The sequence below is a fragment of the uncultured Sphingomonas sp. genome (assembly GCF_964244235.1).
Lineage (GTDB): Bacteria > Pseudomonadota > Alphaproteobacteria > Sphingomonadales > Sphingomonadaceae > Sphingomonas.
The window spans coordinates 1-13,009 of record NZ_CAXTII010000076.1; the positions used below are offsets into that span (position 1 = coordinate 1).

General features: G+C 66.7%; 14 protein-coding genes, 1 tRNA gene and 1 pseudogene. 8 read left to right on the forward strand and 8 right to left on the reverse strand.

What is annotated here, in order from left to right; all coding sequences use genetic code 11:
* From ACFE7D_RS11720 to ACFE7D_RS11735, 4 genes and pseudogenes are all read left to right on the forward strand, one after another.
* A pseudogene (locus ACFE7D_RS11720) lies at positions 1-189 on the forward strand (ABC transporter ATP-binding protein); the annotation flags it as partial.
* A 16-nt stretch (positions 190-205) separates the two neighbouring features.
* A complete protein-coding gene (gene cobT / locus ACFE7D_RS11725; protein WP_375395596.1) occupies positions 206-1,213 on the forward strand; it encodes a nicotinate-nucleotide--dimethylbenzimidazole phosphoribosyltransferase in 1,008 nt (335 codons plus the stop codon).
* The gene (locus ACFE7D_RS11730) at positions 1,203-1,979 is read left to right on the forward strand and encodes an adenosylcobinamide-GDP ribazoletransferase (RefSeq protein ID WP_375395597.1); all 777 of its coding nucleotides are present in this window, start codon (positions 1,203-1,205) and stop codon (positions 1,977-1,979) included. Before cobT ends, ACFE7D_RS11730 begins: the two co-directional genes overlap by 11 nt.
* Complete coding sequence (locus ACFE7D_RS11735) at positions 1,976-2,575, forward strand: histidine phosphatase family protein (protein WP_375395598.1); 600 nt, start codon at positions 1,976-1,978, stop codon at positions 2,573-2,575. Before ACFE7D_RS11730 ends, ACFE7D_RS11735 begins: the two co-directional genes overlap by 4 nt.
* Here the strand turns inward: ACFE7D_RS11735 and recN are convergent.
* Positions 2,526-4,184, reverse strand: coding sequence for a DNA repair protein RecN (gene recN / locus ACFE7D_RS11740; RefSeq protein ID WP_375395599.1), 1,659 nt, complete (start codon positions 4,182-4,184; stop codon positions 2,526-2,528). The genes ACFE7D_RS11735 and recN overlap by 50 nt on opposite strands.
* Positions 4,185-4,347: 163 nt before the next feature.
* The gene (locus ACFE7D_RS11745; protein WP_375395600.1) at positions 4,348-5,370 is read right to left on the reverse strand and encodes an outer membrane protein assembly factor BamD; all 1,023 of its coding nucleotides are present in this window, start codon (positions 5,368-5,370) and stop codon (positions 4,348-4,350) included.
* Between the two features lie 119 nt (positions 5,371-5,489).
* Between ACFE7D_RS11745 and ACFE7D_RS11750 the strand changes: the two genes are divergently transcribed.
* Positions 5,490-6,314, forward strand: a complete 825-nt coding sequence (locus ACFE7D_RS11750) for a class I mannose-6-phosphate isomerase (protein WP_375395601.1) — start codon at positions 5,490-5,492, stop codon at positions 6,312-6,314.
* 166 nt (positions 6,315-6,480) lie between these two features.
* On the forward strand, positions 6,481-7,650 hold the full coding sequence (locus ACFE7D_RS11755) for a glycosyltransferase (protein WP_375395602.1): 1,170 nt from the start codon (positions 6,481-6,483) through the stop codon (positions 7,648-7,650).
* On the opposite strand, the gene ACFE7D_RS11760 is transcribed toward ACFE7D_RS11755, so the two are convergent.
* The 4 genes from ACFE7D_RS11760 to yajC are packed head-to-tail and all read right to left on the reverse strand — an operon-like array spanning position 7,632 to position 10,916.
* Complete coding sequence (locus ACFE7D_RS11760; protein WP_375395603.1) at positions 7,632-8,003, reverse strand: Mth938-like domain-containing protein; 372 nt, start codon at positions 8,001-8,003, stop codon at positions 7,632-7,634. The genes ACFE7D_RS11755 and ACFE7D_RS11760 overlap by 19 nt on opposite strands.
* Positions 8,004-8,018: 15 nt before the next feature.
* Entirely contained in the window at positions 8,019-8,990 is a 972-nt protein-coding gene (secF, locus tag ACFE7D_RS11765) for a protein translocase subunit SecF (protein ID WP_375395604.1), read from the reverse strand.
* Positions 8,987-10,573 carry a protein translocase subunit SecD gene (gene secD / locus ACFE7D_RS11770; RefSeq protein ID WP_375395605.1) on the reverse strand — a complete coding sequence of 529 codons (1,587 nt, stop codon included), beginning with the start codon at positions 10,571-10,573 and terminating at the stop codon, positions 8,987-8,989. Before secD ends, secF begins: the two co-directional genes overlap by 4 nt.
* Before the next feature lie 4 nt (positions 10,574-10,577).
* Positions 10,578-10,916 (reverse strand): preprotein translocase subunit YajC, encoded by a 339-nt coding sequence (gene yajC, locus ACFE7D_RS11775; RefSeq protein ID WP_375395606.1) that lies wholly within the window; start codon positions 10,914-10,916, stop codon positions 10,578-10,580.
* Between the two features lie 140 nt (positions 10,917-11,056).
* Here yajC and ACFE7D_RS11780 point away from each other — a divergent pair, with 140 nt between their 5' ends.
* On the forward strand, positions 11,057-11,365 hold the full coding sequence (locus ACFE7D_RS11780; protein ID WP_375395607.1) for a putative quinol monooxygenase: 309 nt from the start codon (positions 11,057-11,059) through the stop codon (positions 11,363-11,365).
* Positions 11,366-11,465: 100 nt separating this feature from the next.
* A tRNA-Pro gene (locus tag ACFE7D_RS11785) sits at positions 11,466-11,542 on the forward strand.
* Between the two features lie 99 nt (positions 11,543-11,641).
* On the opposite strand, the gene ACFE7D_RS11790 is transcribed toward ACFE7D_RS11785, so the two are convergent.
* Together ACFE7D_RS11790 and ACFE7D_RS11795 are read right to left on the reverse strand one after the other, a co-directional pair.
* Positions 11,642-12,154 (reverse strand): topoisomerase DNA-binding C4 zinc finger domain-containing protein, encoded by a 513-nt coding sequence (locus ACFE7D_RS11790; RefSeq protein ID WP_375395608.1) that lies wholly within the window; start codon positions 12,152-12,154, stop codon positions 11,642-11,644.
* A gap of 14 nt (positions 12,155-12,168) precedes the next feature.
* Positions 12,169-12,771: a hypothetical protein gene (locus tag ACFE7D_RS11795; protein WP_375395609.1), complete on the reverse strand. Its 603-nt coding sequence runs from the start codon at positions 12,769-12,771 to the stop codon at positions 12,169-12,171.
* Between the last annotated feature and the right edge of the window lie 238 nt (positions 12,772-13,009).

Below are 13,009 nucleotides of genomic sequence, written 5' to 3' on the forward strand. Positions count from 1 at the left end.
CACGATCTCGGACTGGCCGCCCGGATCGCCGACGACGTCGTGTTGCTGAAGCATGGCCGGGTGGTCGCGGCGGGGCCGACCGACGATGTGCTCACCGCGCCGCTGATCGGCGAGACGTACGGCATCGCGGTCGAGATCGGGCTGACGCCCGGCGGCGCGCGCTATATCCTGCCGACCGGGGTGCGATAATCCCGCAGGAGGGACCATGACCGAAGACGATATCCGCGCGCATCTGGATTCGCTGGCGAAGCCGAGGAGCAGCATGGGTCGGCTGGAAGACATCGCGGTCGCGCTGGCGATGACGCAGGGTCGGATCGATCCGTCGACCAGGCCGCGGCGGCTGGTACTGTTCGCGGGCGATCATGGTTGCGTGGCGGACGGCGTGTCCGCCTGGCCGTCCGCGGTGACGGGTATGATGGTCGCGACAATCCTGGCGGGCAGGGCGACGAGCAGCGCACTCGCCGCGGTGCAGGATTGTCCGCTCCGGCTCGTCGATGTCGGGATGGCCGGACCGCAGGTCGATGCACCGCCCGCCTTTTTTCGCGACGCACGCGTGGCGGACGGCACCGGCAGCCTCGCGCACCGGCCGGCGATGACGCCTGCGGAGTTCGACGCCGCCTGGCGTGTCGGCGTCGAGGAGGCCGAGCGAGCGGTCGGCGAGGGAGCACGGGTGCTGATCGCCGGCGAGATGGGGATCGGCAACACGACGCCTGCCGCCTGCCTGACCGCGCTCCTCACGGGGATCGAACCGGACGCGGCGGTCGGGCGTGGGGCGGGGGCGGACGATTCGGTCATGGCGGCCAAGCGGCGGATCGTCCGCGTGGCGGTGGACCGCGCGCGTACGACGGACGACCGCGATGGCATCGCGAGCGTGTGCGGTCATGAGATCGCGGCGATGGCTGGCTTCTATGCGGCGGGTGCAGCGGCCGGGGTGACCTTGCTGATCGACGGCTATGTCGCGACCGCGGCGGCGCTGGTCGCCGAGCGACTGGCACCGGGCACGGCGCGCGCGATGATCTCCGGGCATCGCTCGGCCGAGCCGGGTCATGGTGCCGCGCTGGCGGAACTGGCGCTCGTGCCGATTCTCGATTGGGGGATGCGGCTGGGCGAAGGCAGCGGCGCGCTGGTCGCGCTGCCGTTGCTCGACTCGGCCGCAGCGTTGCTGACCGGTGTCGCGCGGCTCGACTCGATCGGCGCGGTCCGTGAGGACTGACGTGCCCTTCTGGGCCCCTCCGCTGCTGGCGGTGCAGTTCCTGACTCGCGTGCCGGTCCCGTGGCTCGATCGGCTGACCTCCGACCAGGCGCGCGAAGGGCTGGTACGCGCCACAGGCTGGCTGCCGCTGGTCGGGGCGGGGATCGGGTTCGTCACCGCGTTCATCTTCGCTGGCGCCAGTACGCTGTGGCCGCCGCCGGTCGCGGCGATCGTCGCGATCGGGGTCGAGGCGTGGTGGACCGGGGCGTTCCACGAGGATGCGGTCGCCGATTTCTGCGATGGCTTCGGCGGCAACGGACGAAGCGCGGAGGATATCCGCCGAATCATGAAGGACAGCCGGATCGGCAGCTATGGCGTGCTCGGCCTCGGGCTTGCGGTCGCGCTCCGCGCAGCCACGACCGCCTCGCTGCCGCCGGTGCTCGCGACCGGCGCGATCGTCGGTGCTGCGGCGTTCGGGCGGTGCTGCGCGGTGCTGCTGCTGACGATGGCGCCCCCCGCGACGTTCGAAGGCGGCCTGGCAAAGGATATCGGCGGGACGCGGCGGGGTACGCCGTGGACGGCGTTCGGCCTGACCATTCCCGGTCTTTTCGCGATCGCCTACCTGCGGCCAATGGCCGTCATGGTGGCGATGGTCGTGGCCGCGGTCCTGCTGTCGTGGCTGGCGCGCGAACTCAAACGACGGATCGGCGGTAGTACCGGCGATTGCCTGGGGTTCGCCGCCTATTCAGGACAATTGGTCATGCTCCTGGCGGTAACGGCGGGGTGACCGGTCGCGTCCTGCTGCTGCGGCATCCGCCGGTGGCGCGCGCCTGGGCCGGGCGCTGCTACGGGCGATCGGATATGGGGCTCAGCCGGGCGGGAGCGGCGATGGCGCGTGATATCGTTGCCGATATCGCCGGGCGGGGCGTCACCGCGGTGGTGCATTCCGACATGCGGCGCACGCGTCCCCTGGCCGCGGCGATCGCGCGGACCGCCGGCTGTCCGGCGATCGCCGAACCCCGCTGGCGCGAGCGCGACTTCGGTAGCTGGGAGGGGCGGCGCTGGCATTCGATCTGGCGCGAGACGGGTGACGCGATGGACCGGATGATGACCGATCCCGCCGGCTTTTGCCCGGGCGGCGGCGAGACCGGTGCCAATATCGCGACGCGCGCCGCCGCCGCATGGCATGACTTGCCGCGTGGGGGCGTGACGGTCGTCGTCGCGCATGGCGGGTCGATCGCTGCGGCCCGTGCCTGGCTCGCCGGCGATTCACTCGAACAGATGGTTGGGTACATCCCCGCGTGCGGCGCGATCGTCGAAGTTGCTCGCGACTCTAGGCCGTCTCGAGCAGCCGATCCGCCTGCGCGCGCGCTTCGTCGGTGATCGTCGCGCCGGACAGCATCCGTGCGATCTCCTCGCGACGTTCCCCCTCGTTCAGCATCCGCACGCCGGTCCGCGTCACGAGACCGTCGTGACGCTTGGCGATCAGCAAATGCGCGCGCCCCCGCGCCGCGACTTGCGGGCTGTGAGTGACGACCAGCAATTGCGTGCCCGCCGCCAGTCGCGCCAGCCGCTCGCCGATTGCGGACGCGACCGCGCCGCCGACGCCGCGATCGATCTCGTCGAAGATCATCGTCGCCGCGCCACCTTCCTCCGCCAGCGCGACCTTGAGCGCCAGGATGAAACGCGACAATTCGCCCCCGCTCGCAATCTTGATCAGCGGAGCGAAAGGCGCGCCGGGGTTGGTCGCGATCAGGAACTCGACCCGGTCCTTGCCCGCGCCGGACCAGCCCTCCGCCGCCAATGGCGCGACCGCGGTCCGGAAGCGCGCGGCGTCCAGCTTGAGCGGCGCAAGTTCGCCGGCGACCGCGGTATCGAGCCGCGCCGCGGCGGCCTGACGCTCTGCGGTCGCGGCGGCGGCGGCAGTGTCGTATTCGGCGCGCGCGGCCTTCACCTGCGCCTCGATCGACGCGATGCCGTCCTCGCCTGCGTCCAGCCGTTCGAGCCGTATGCGCAGGTCCGCGGCCAGCGCGGCGAGGTCGTCGGGCTGCACCCGGTGCTTGCGGGCCATCGCGCGGAGTTCGAACAGCCGCGCCTCGTCCTCCTCGAGCGCGCGCGGATCGTGCACCAGCGCACCGCGCGCCTCGCGCAATTTGTCCTCGACCAGATCGCCTTCGATCACCGCACGGTCCAATGCCGCTAGTGCATCGGCCAGCGCGTCATGCTCACCGGCGACCCGCTCGATCACGCGCGCCGCCTGCCGCAGCCGCGCAAGCGCGCCGTCCGATCCATCGAGGAACGCGGCGATCGCCTCCAGTTCGCCGGACACCTTTTCCGCGCGCTGCATCGCCCGGCGCGTATCTGCCAGCGTCTCCTCCTCACCGGGAACGGGGGCCAGCGCGGTCAGTTCGCCGACCGCATGTTCCAGCCATTCGCGATCGCGCGCCGCGATATCGATCTCCGCCCGCGCCGCCGCGAGCGCCGCGTTCGCCGCGTGAAGCGCGCGCCAGGCGACGGCGGTCGGCGCGGTATCGACCCGCCCGAACATGTCGAGCAGCGCGCGGTGCCCGGACGGGGCGAGCAGACCGCGATCGTCGTGCTGACCGTGGATCTCGACCAGGTGTGGCGCGATTTCGCGCAGCAGGGCGGCGGAGGCGGGCTGGTTGTTGACAAAACCGCGGCTGCCCCCATCGGCCTTGACCAGACGGCGGACGATCAGCGGTTCGCCCGCCTCGATCTCGATCCCGTTCTCCTCCAGCATCGCGGCCAGCGTGCCGTCCGGCGGGTCGAAGATCGCGGTGACCGCCGCCTGCGCCGCGCCGTGACGGACGAGCCCGCTGTCGCCCCGCGCGCCAAGCGCCAGTCCGAGCGCATCGAGCAGGATAGACTTGCCGGCACCGGTTTCGCCGGTGAGCACGCCGAGGCCGTCATGGAAATCGAGATCGAGCGCCTCGATCAGCACCACGTCGCGGATGGAAAGCGCGGTCAGCATCGTTGCTCTCCTTAACGGATAGCGCAGCGAAGTTGACCCCTTTTCGTTCCGCTGTTCGCAAGCACGCCGTTTTACGTTCTCCTGCGAAAGCAGGAGCCCAGGATCATAGGTGTTTCACGCGGAACCCTGGACTCCCGCGTTCGCAGGAGAACCGGGAGAAGCATCACGCCCCCGGCGTCGTTCCCGGCGCGGGCGCGCCCGGCGTTGCCGTGCCGCTGGCGCTCGACGGGCTCGACCCGCCGGTGGTGGCAGGGGTCGAGGGAGCGGGCGCGGCGGTGCCGTTCGGTCCTGCACCGGCCGGTGCCGTCTTGGGCGTCGGCGCGACGGTGTTGACCGAGCCGAACGATACCGATCCGGGCGTGCCCTGCGCGACGACCGGCTGGCCCACGGGGATCGGTGCGACGCGGGTGAAGGGATGGTCCTTCACCAGCTTGAAGGCATGGCCGTACCAGTCGGTGCCCGGATAGTTGTGGCCTAGGACTGCCGCGGCCTTTTCGGCTTCGATCGGTACGCCGAGCCGCATATAGGTCTCCGTCAACCGCATCAGCGCCTCGGGCACATGGGTCGTCGTCTGGTAATCGTCCACCACCGTACGGAAACGCAGCGTCGCCGCGAGCCACTGGCCGCGGGTTTCGTAGAAGCGGCCGACTTCCATCTCCTTGCCCGCGAGATGGTCCTGCACCAGGTCGATCTTCAGCCGCGCATCCTCGGCATAGCGCGTCGTCGGATAGCGGCGGACCAGCTCGCCCAGCGCATCGAGTGCCTGGCGCGTGATCTTCTGGTCGCGGGTCACGTCGCGGATCTGTTCGTAATAGCCAAGCGCGATCAGGTAATAGGCATAGGGCGCGTCGCGGTTGCCGGGATGAACCGACAGGAAACGCTGCGCCGACTGGATCGATTCGGTATAGCTGCTGTCGAGATAATAGCTGTATGCGCTCATCAGCTGCGCACGGCGTGCCCAGATCGAATAGGGATGCTGACGCTCCACCTCGTCGAACAACACGGCCGCGGCCTTGTACTGCCCCGTATCCAGCCGCTTCTTGGCCGCGGTGTACAGCGTGCCCACATCGCGCGCGACATAGGGCGTATCGCCCTTTGCACGGCTGTTGCGGGCGCACCCGGCTATTGGGAACGCCAGGGCGGCGACGAGCGCGAGGGACAGCGCGCGGGACTTGGGGGTACGCATCGCCGCAGTCCTTAGCGCACCCGGCCCTCCGCGAACAATAGCTTTACGCCGGACGGATCGTGCGGCCATGATCGCGCGTTCGCGCTGGCGAATATTCCATCCCGAAAGGACGTTTCTCCATGCCCGCCACGCTGCTCCAGACCCACCGTGTCGAGAAGCCATGGGGGCGGCACGATCTGTTTCCGGGGTTCGAGAACCCCGGGCCGGACGACGCGCCGATCGGCGAGGTCTGGTTCCAGGAGCCGGGCGACTCCAGACCTGATCTGCTGATCAAATACCTGTTTCCCGGCGAGAAATTGTCGGTTCAGGTTCATCCCGACGACGATCAGGCGCATGCGCGCGGATTGCCGCGGGGCAAGGACGAATGCTGGACGATCCTGCGGGCCGAACCCGATGCCGTGATCGCGGTAGGCACGAAGGCGCCGATTTCGCGCGATACGCTGCGTACGGATGCGCTCGACGGATCGATCGAGGACGATCTAGACTGGAAGCCGGTGAAGGCAGGCGATTTCATGTACTGCGCGAGTGGGACGATCCATGCGATCGGCGGCGGTCTGACCTGTATCGAGGTGCAGCAGAATTCGGAAACGACCTATCGGCTGTACGATTACGGCAGCGACCGGGAATTGCACCTGAAAGACGGGATCGCGGTCGCGAACCCGGTGCCGTATGTCCCGATCGTCTCCCCCGGACAGGTCGCGCCGGATCGCACGATCCTGGTCGAGGGGCCGAAATTCGTGCTGGAGCGCTGGTCCGGCGGCGATCATCATGTGTCGCTGCCCGAGGGCACGACCGCATGGATCGTGCCGATCAAGGGCGAGGGATCGGTCGCGGACGTGACCGTCAAGGCGGGCGAATGCGCGACCATGACGGGTAGCGAGACGGTGCGGACGAGCGAGGATGCGGACGTACTGGTCGCATATCCGGGAACGACGCGGCTGTAATTCAATCCTTCCCGGGACGGCGAGGGGAACCGCGCGCGCCGCGCGTGGTGGAGGGGCGGGCCGAGAGCGGTTCGCTTGCCGTCCGTCCCCTCCACCATGCTGCACATGGTCCCCCTCCCCGTCCCGGGAAGAAATTTTAGGTTTCTCTGCGCTAGCGTACGCTGCCATGCTCCGCGTCGTCACCCTTTCCACGCTGTTCCCCGACGTCTCGCGTCCCAATTTCGGCGTGTTCGTCGAGCGGCAGACGCTGGGCTTCGCCGCGCAGGACGATGTGGCGCTGACCGTCGTCGCACCGATCGGGCTGCCGCCGGGTCCGGCGATCGGGCGATACGCGCCGGTGGCCGCACTGCCGCTGGTCGAGGGCTGGAAGGGCGTCACGGTCCACCGCCCGCGGTTCACGGTCTGGCCCTTCACCGGCGGGCGGTTTCATGCACGTGCGATCGAGAAAGCGGTGGCGCGGGTGCTGGATTCCATCGCCGGTACGTTCGACGTGATCGACGCCTCGTTCTTCTTTCCCGATGGACCGGCCGCGGTCGCGCTCGGTCGTCGTTACGGTGTGCCGGTATCGATCAAGGCACGAGGTGCCGACATCCATCATTGGGGCACGACATCCGCGACCGGGGCGCAAGTGGCGGCGGCGGGGAGAGCGGCGACGGGTCTGCTGGCCGTGTCGCAGGCGATGAAGGCGGACATGGTCGCGCTCGGGATGCCCGCGGATCTGATCCGCGTGCATCACACGGGTGTCGATCTCGATCGATTCGCACCTGCCGACCGGACTATGGGCAAACGCGCGCTCGGGATTACCGGGCCGCTGGTCGTCTCGGTCGGCGCGCTGATCCCGCGCAAGGGACACGACATCGTCATCGAAGCGGTCGCCCGGTTGCCGGGCGTTTCGCTGCGCATCGCGGGCGAAGGGCCGGAGCGCGGTCGTCTACAAGCGTTGATCGACCGGCTGGGCGTCAGCGACCGCGTCCGGCTGCTCGGCGCGGTCCCGCATGCCAACCTGCCGGCGCTGTTCGCCGCCGCCGACGTGATGGCGCTCGCGTCGTCGTCCGAAGGGTTGGCGAACGTCTGGGTCGAATCGCTCGCCTGCGGGACACCCATCGTCATCACCGACGCGGGCGGTGCGCGCGAGGTGGTGACGGGCGCGGAGGCAGGGCGAGTCGTGGCTCGCAGCCCGGATGCCTTTGCGGGCGCGATCGCCGCATTGCTTGCCGACCCGTCCGCTGCCGAAACCGTTCGGCAATATGCCATGGGTTTTACGTGGGCGGCGAACACCGACGCGCTGCATGCGCATCTGGCTGGAATGGTCGCGCGCTATTGCGCCAGCGGGTAAAGCGCCGCCGCGATCGACCGGCGTTCGGCACGCAAGACGCCCCAGGCACGCGCGGCGGCACGGCTGTCCATGGCCTCGACACCGATCTCCCGCGCCTCCAGCGCCCGAATTAGTGCGACCGGCGGGCGGACCAGATTCGCGCCGGTGCCGATCAGGATGAACTCGGGCCGCGCCGCGACCAGCGCCGCAAGTTCATCGATATCCAGCGTCTCGATCGACGGCGGCGACCACAGGTCGGCCCGCGTCGGGGTCAGCAACAGCGCCGGGTAATAGCCGTCGTCGACGCGAAACCCGCGCGGACCGATCGACGAGACGAGCGGACCTTCGGCATCACCCGCCCTATCTATCCTCAAATGGCCATCCTCATGTCAGCGCGGATCGCGCCTGGGGCCGACCCGCTCGGTATTGTCGAGCGTTCCCGGCCGTGCGCGCGTCGGTTCCGCGCGCAGACCGAGCGTGATGAGCAGCGAGGACGAGACGTAGATCGACGAATAGGTGCCGACGAAGATGCCCAGGATCATCGCCGCGGTGAACCCGCGCAGCACATGTCCGCCCAGCAGCAGCAGCGCGAACAGGGCGAGCAGGATCGTCGCCGATGTCATGACCGTCCGCGGCAGCGTTTCGTTGACCGACAGGTTGATGATCTCGCGCATGTCCATCTTGCGATAGCGGCGCATATTCTCGCGGATCCGGTCGTCGATCACGATCTTGTCGTTGATCGAATAGCCGATGATCGTCAGCACCGCGGCGACGATGTTCAGGTCGAACTCGAACCGGGTCAGCGCGAAGAAGCCGAGCGTCATCAGCAGATCGTGGACGATCGCGACGACGGTCGACACGCCGAACTGCCATTCGAAGCGCAACATGGCGAACAGACCGATGCCAAGCACCGCCAGCGCGACCGCCAGCATTCCGCTTCGCACCAATTCGCCCGACACCTTGCCCGACACGGTGGAATAGCGCGTGAAGGTTGCGCCCGGGAACGCCCTGGCCAGCGTTGCCTCGACCGTCTTCACGACCGCGTTGGTCGCACCTTCGTCGGCGCTTTGCTGCACCGGCAGGCGGATCGAGACGATCGTCGCATCGGCATATTGCTGAAGCGCGGCCTCGCCATAATTCAGCCGGTCGACGGTGGTGCGGACGTGGTCGAGATCGGGAGCGGAGGCAAACTTCTCCTCGATCATCAGGCCGCCCTTGAAATCGACGCCGAAGTTCAGGCCACGCGCGACCACGAGTCCGACCGCGACGATCGACAGCAGCAGCGTCAGCCCGAACGCCCATTTGCGTAAGGACACGAAGTCGATGTTCGTGTTGTCGGGGACGAGCTTGAGCAGTTTCATATGTTCATCGTCTTCGGCCTGTTGCGGCGGATCCACATCGCGACCAGCATGCGCGTGAACGTCACCGCGGTGAAGACCGATGTCGCGATGCCTATCAAGAGCACGACCGCGAATCCCTTCACCGGCCCGGAGCCAAGGACGAACATGATGACCGCCGATATGCCATGCGTCATGTTCGCCTCGAAGATCGTCCGGCTGGCTTCCTTATAGCCGAGTTCGACGGACTGGACGATGCTACGCCCGCGCCGTCGCTCCTCGCGGATGCGTTCGTTGATGAGGACGTTCGCGTCGACCGCAGTGCCGATCGTCAGCACGAATCCCGCGATCCCCGGTAGCGTCAGCGTGCCGTTGATGAGCGCGAGTACGCCCAGGATCACGAAGACGTTTATGACGACTGCGAGGTTCGCATAGAAACCGAACCGCCCATAGGTCATTAACATGAACACGACCACCAACGCGACCGCGACCGCGGAGGCGAGGATGCCCGCCCGGATCGAATCGTCGCCGAGTTCGGCACGCACCGTCGACTCTTCGATGACCTTGAGCCCGATCGCCAGCTTGCCCGACCGGAGCGCGATGGCCATCTCGTTCGCGCTCTGCACGGTATAGCTGCCGGTGATGACCGCGCTGCCGCCGAGGATCGCCGTCTCGATCGTGGGGGCGGAAATCGCTTTATTGTCGATGATGATGGCGAACGGCTTGCCGACATTCTCCTGCGTCACCCGTGCGAAGCGACTGCCGCCCTGGCTGTTGAACGTGATCGTGATATTGGGCGCGTTGGACTGCTGATCGAAGCTTTGCCGCGCGTCGGAAAGCTGGTCGCCGGTGATGATCGCGGCGCGCTTAACCGCAATGAAGCCCCCCGGTTGAAACGGCAGGATCTGGCTACCTAACGGGGCGATCCCCTTAGCGACATCGACCGGATTCGCGCTCTGGTCGACCAGCTTGAATTCCAGCTTCGCGGTCTTGCCGAGCAGGTCCTTCAGCGCCTGCGGGTTCTGCAGCCCCGGCACCTGCACGACGATGCGGTTGTCGCCCTGCTGGACGATGGTCGGCTCGCGCGTGCCGAGTTCGTCGATGCGGCGGCGCACGACCTCGGTCGCGTCCTGCATCGCGATCTGGATCGCCTGCGTCAGCCCGGCCTGGGTCGGGGTCAGCACGAAGCGGCTGGTATCGACGACGCCGATGTCCCATTGCCGCTGCCCGGTCATCCCGGCCCCGCCGCCGGTGATCGTCAGCAGCCGCTCGCGCGCCGCGTCGACCTGGCCCGGATCGCGCAGCATGAAGCTCAGCTGCCCGTTCCGCACCGAGATGTCGCCGATCTGGATCGATGGCGTGCCGCGGCGCATCTCGGTCGCCACCTGGTCGCGCATCGTCTCGATGCGGGTGTTCGCCAGATCGGCGGTGTCCGCCTCCAGCAGCAGATAGCTGCCGCCCGCGAGGTCGAGCCCCTTGTTGATCCGCGGATGCACCGGCCAGCGGTCGGTCACGCTTTCGGGCAGGAAACTCGGGATCGCGAGCGCGCACAGCACCGCCAGCAGGCCGATGATCGACGCGATCTTCCAGCGCGGGAAATCGAGCATGGGGTCAGTCGTTCGCGGGCTTGGCCGACGCGGGCGTCAGGACCTCGGCCAGCGTCGCCTTCACCACGCGGATCCGGACGTTGGGCGCGATCTCGACCTCGACATGCGTATCCTCGACGCGCGTAACCTTGCCGACGATGCCGCCCGCAGTCACGACATTATCGTTCTTCTTTACCGCCGCCACCGCGGTCTGCAGCATCCGCACGCGCTTTTGCTGCGGACGGATCATCAGGAAATAGAAGACGATGAAGACGAGGACGAGCGGCAGGAAGCTGACGATCGACGCGAGACCGCCCGGCGCGGCACCGGCGGTGGCCTGGGCATAGGCTGGGGAAATGAGCATGGGATCCCGACATGTTGGTGCGGCAGGCGGACTGTGCCCGCTCTGGAGATGCGCCGCCCGCTATCACCGGACGCCCGCTCGCGCAACCGACCGGACCGCGCTATGCGGGCCCGCGAGGGCCTGTAAAAAGGAGAGCGAGGATGATTCTGGTGATGGGCCATATCCGCATGAAGGCGGGCGAAGCGGCCAGGGCGAGGGACGCGATGGTCAAGCACATGGCCGATGTCGCGGCCGAGGATGGCTGCGAACACTACAGCTTCGCCTTCGACGCCGCCGAACCCGACACGATCCGGATCAGCGAACGCTGGACCTCGCCCGAGGCGCTCGCCGCGCATGGCGATCAGCCCCATCAGAAGGCGTTCGGCCGAGCCTTGCGCGACTATGCCGTGGAGGATGTGAGCGTGAAGGCATGGGACGGCCAATTCTGGCGCACGCTGATCGGGGACTGATCTCCGGCATGACGATCGAACGACGCAAAGCGAATATCTTGCATCGCCCGGCCACGGCGCGTAGGGCGCGCGGCTCGGGTGTCCGCAGGACACCCTCGGTCGGGGCGTAGCGCAGCCTGGTAGCGCATCACACTGGGGGTGTGGGGGTCGCAGGTTCGAATCCTGTCGCCCCGACCAATTGAAAAATAAGCGAAAATTCGTCGTTTGATCGATCCCCACGAAGGGGCGATTTGATGCCCACAGGACCGACACAGGACGGCTGCTGAAAAAAGCGCGTTATCGGCGAGCGTCAATCGTGCCGCGACAGTCGGGATAGCGACCGCATCCCCAAAACTTTCGACCGTGACGCGGACCTTTACGGGCGGTGCGAAGCTTCATGGCGCTTCCGCACTTCGGGCAAGCTTTGGCACCGGGACGTGGCGTAACGACAGGTTTGGGTAGGCGTGGAGTTGGCGCGATCAACGGCGCCAATTTCGGGGCATCTTCCGGCTGATCCGACGCTATTGTTCGTTGCGAGGGCGGGGGCCGCTTTCGTTGCCGATCCAACATTTCGGCGAACTTCGTGTTGTAAAAACCGAAGCCGATGAAGCCGCTGACAATCATCAAAAGGCCGCCTAAGCCGTTGCGCGATCGATCGACGCCGCCATTCCAAGAGCAAGCGCCGCGACTTCCAATCGATGACGATGCCCAACCGTCGCGACACGGCACCGGCCCGAGCAATTGACCGGCTAGTATAGACAAGCCGATGAACGCGACGATGCCGATAATCGTGCTGACGCAACCGCGCATCTATGGGCAATCATTCAATATTCGGGATTTCGATAAGCTTCGAACATATGAGCGAGAAGCCGGAGCGCTGGTCGCCCCTGACGCGCTTCTAACCCATCGTTTCCGCCTTCGATGGTGGCGGGATAGGTTGGGTGCTTAGCGTGTAGCGCAAACGTGTTCTGTAGATCGCGCTGCACTTTCGCTTCCGATAGATCAAACGCGAGTGTTGCAAATCTCTTGAAGCCAATTTCGACGAAATTTGAACCGATTTTTTGACGTATCTCAATCGGGAAATCGCAACACAACGAATCGTAAGCACCGAATATATAATACCGCGTGTAGGCGTCTTCCCATGCTTCTACCAAGTCAGTGCCCAAGTGATCGACGGCAAACGTTAGCTGCGCCGTTATCGCAGCATCGATTTTGTTTCCACCGTCAGCGAGGCGTTTTGCAACGTCTGACTTGAAGTCGTCCAATTTACTTTTACCGAAGCCGAACACGTGAGTACCCCCGATCGCCGATTTCGTGGGGTTCCTGATACAACGGAAGGGAAGTGCGGCCAACTTTTCCGCTAGCCGCAAAACAAAGAAGCTCCCCGGAAACGGGCATAACCGAGGAGCTTCGATCAACATCGCCACGCAAGCGTAGTTCGGGAAGTGCGAACAACGCGGCGAGCGGCGATCGGATGGTCGGGTCAGTCCTACGATAGCCACCGGACGAACCCTCGCATGACGTTACCGATTTGCGTCGGGCGAAAGCTGGGCTAGTCGCGGCGGCAAGGAGCCCGCGTAATGAGTGACCGACCCTCGACCCCCCTCTTAGACCGGATTGCGATTCCTGCCGACCTTCGCGCGCTGCCGCAGGGCGACCTGCGGC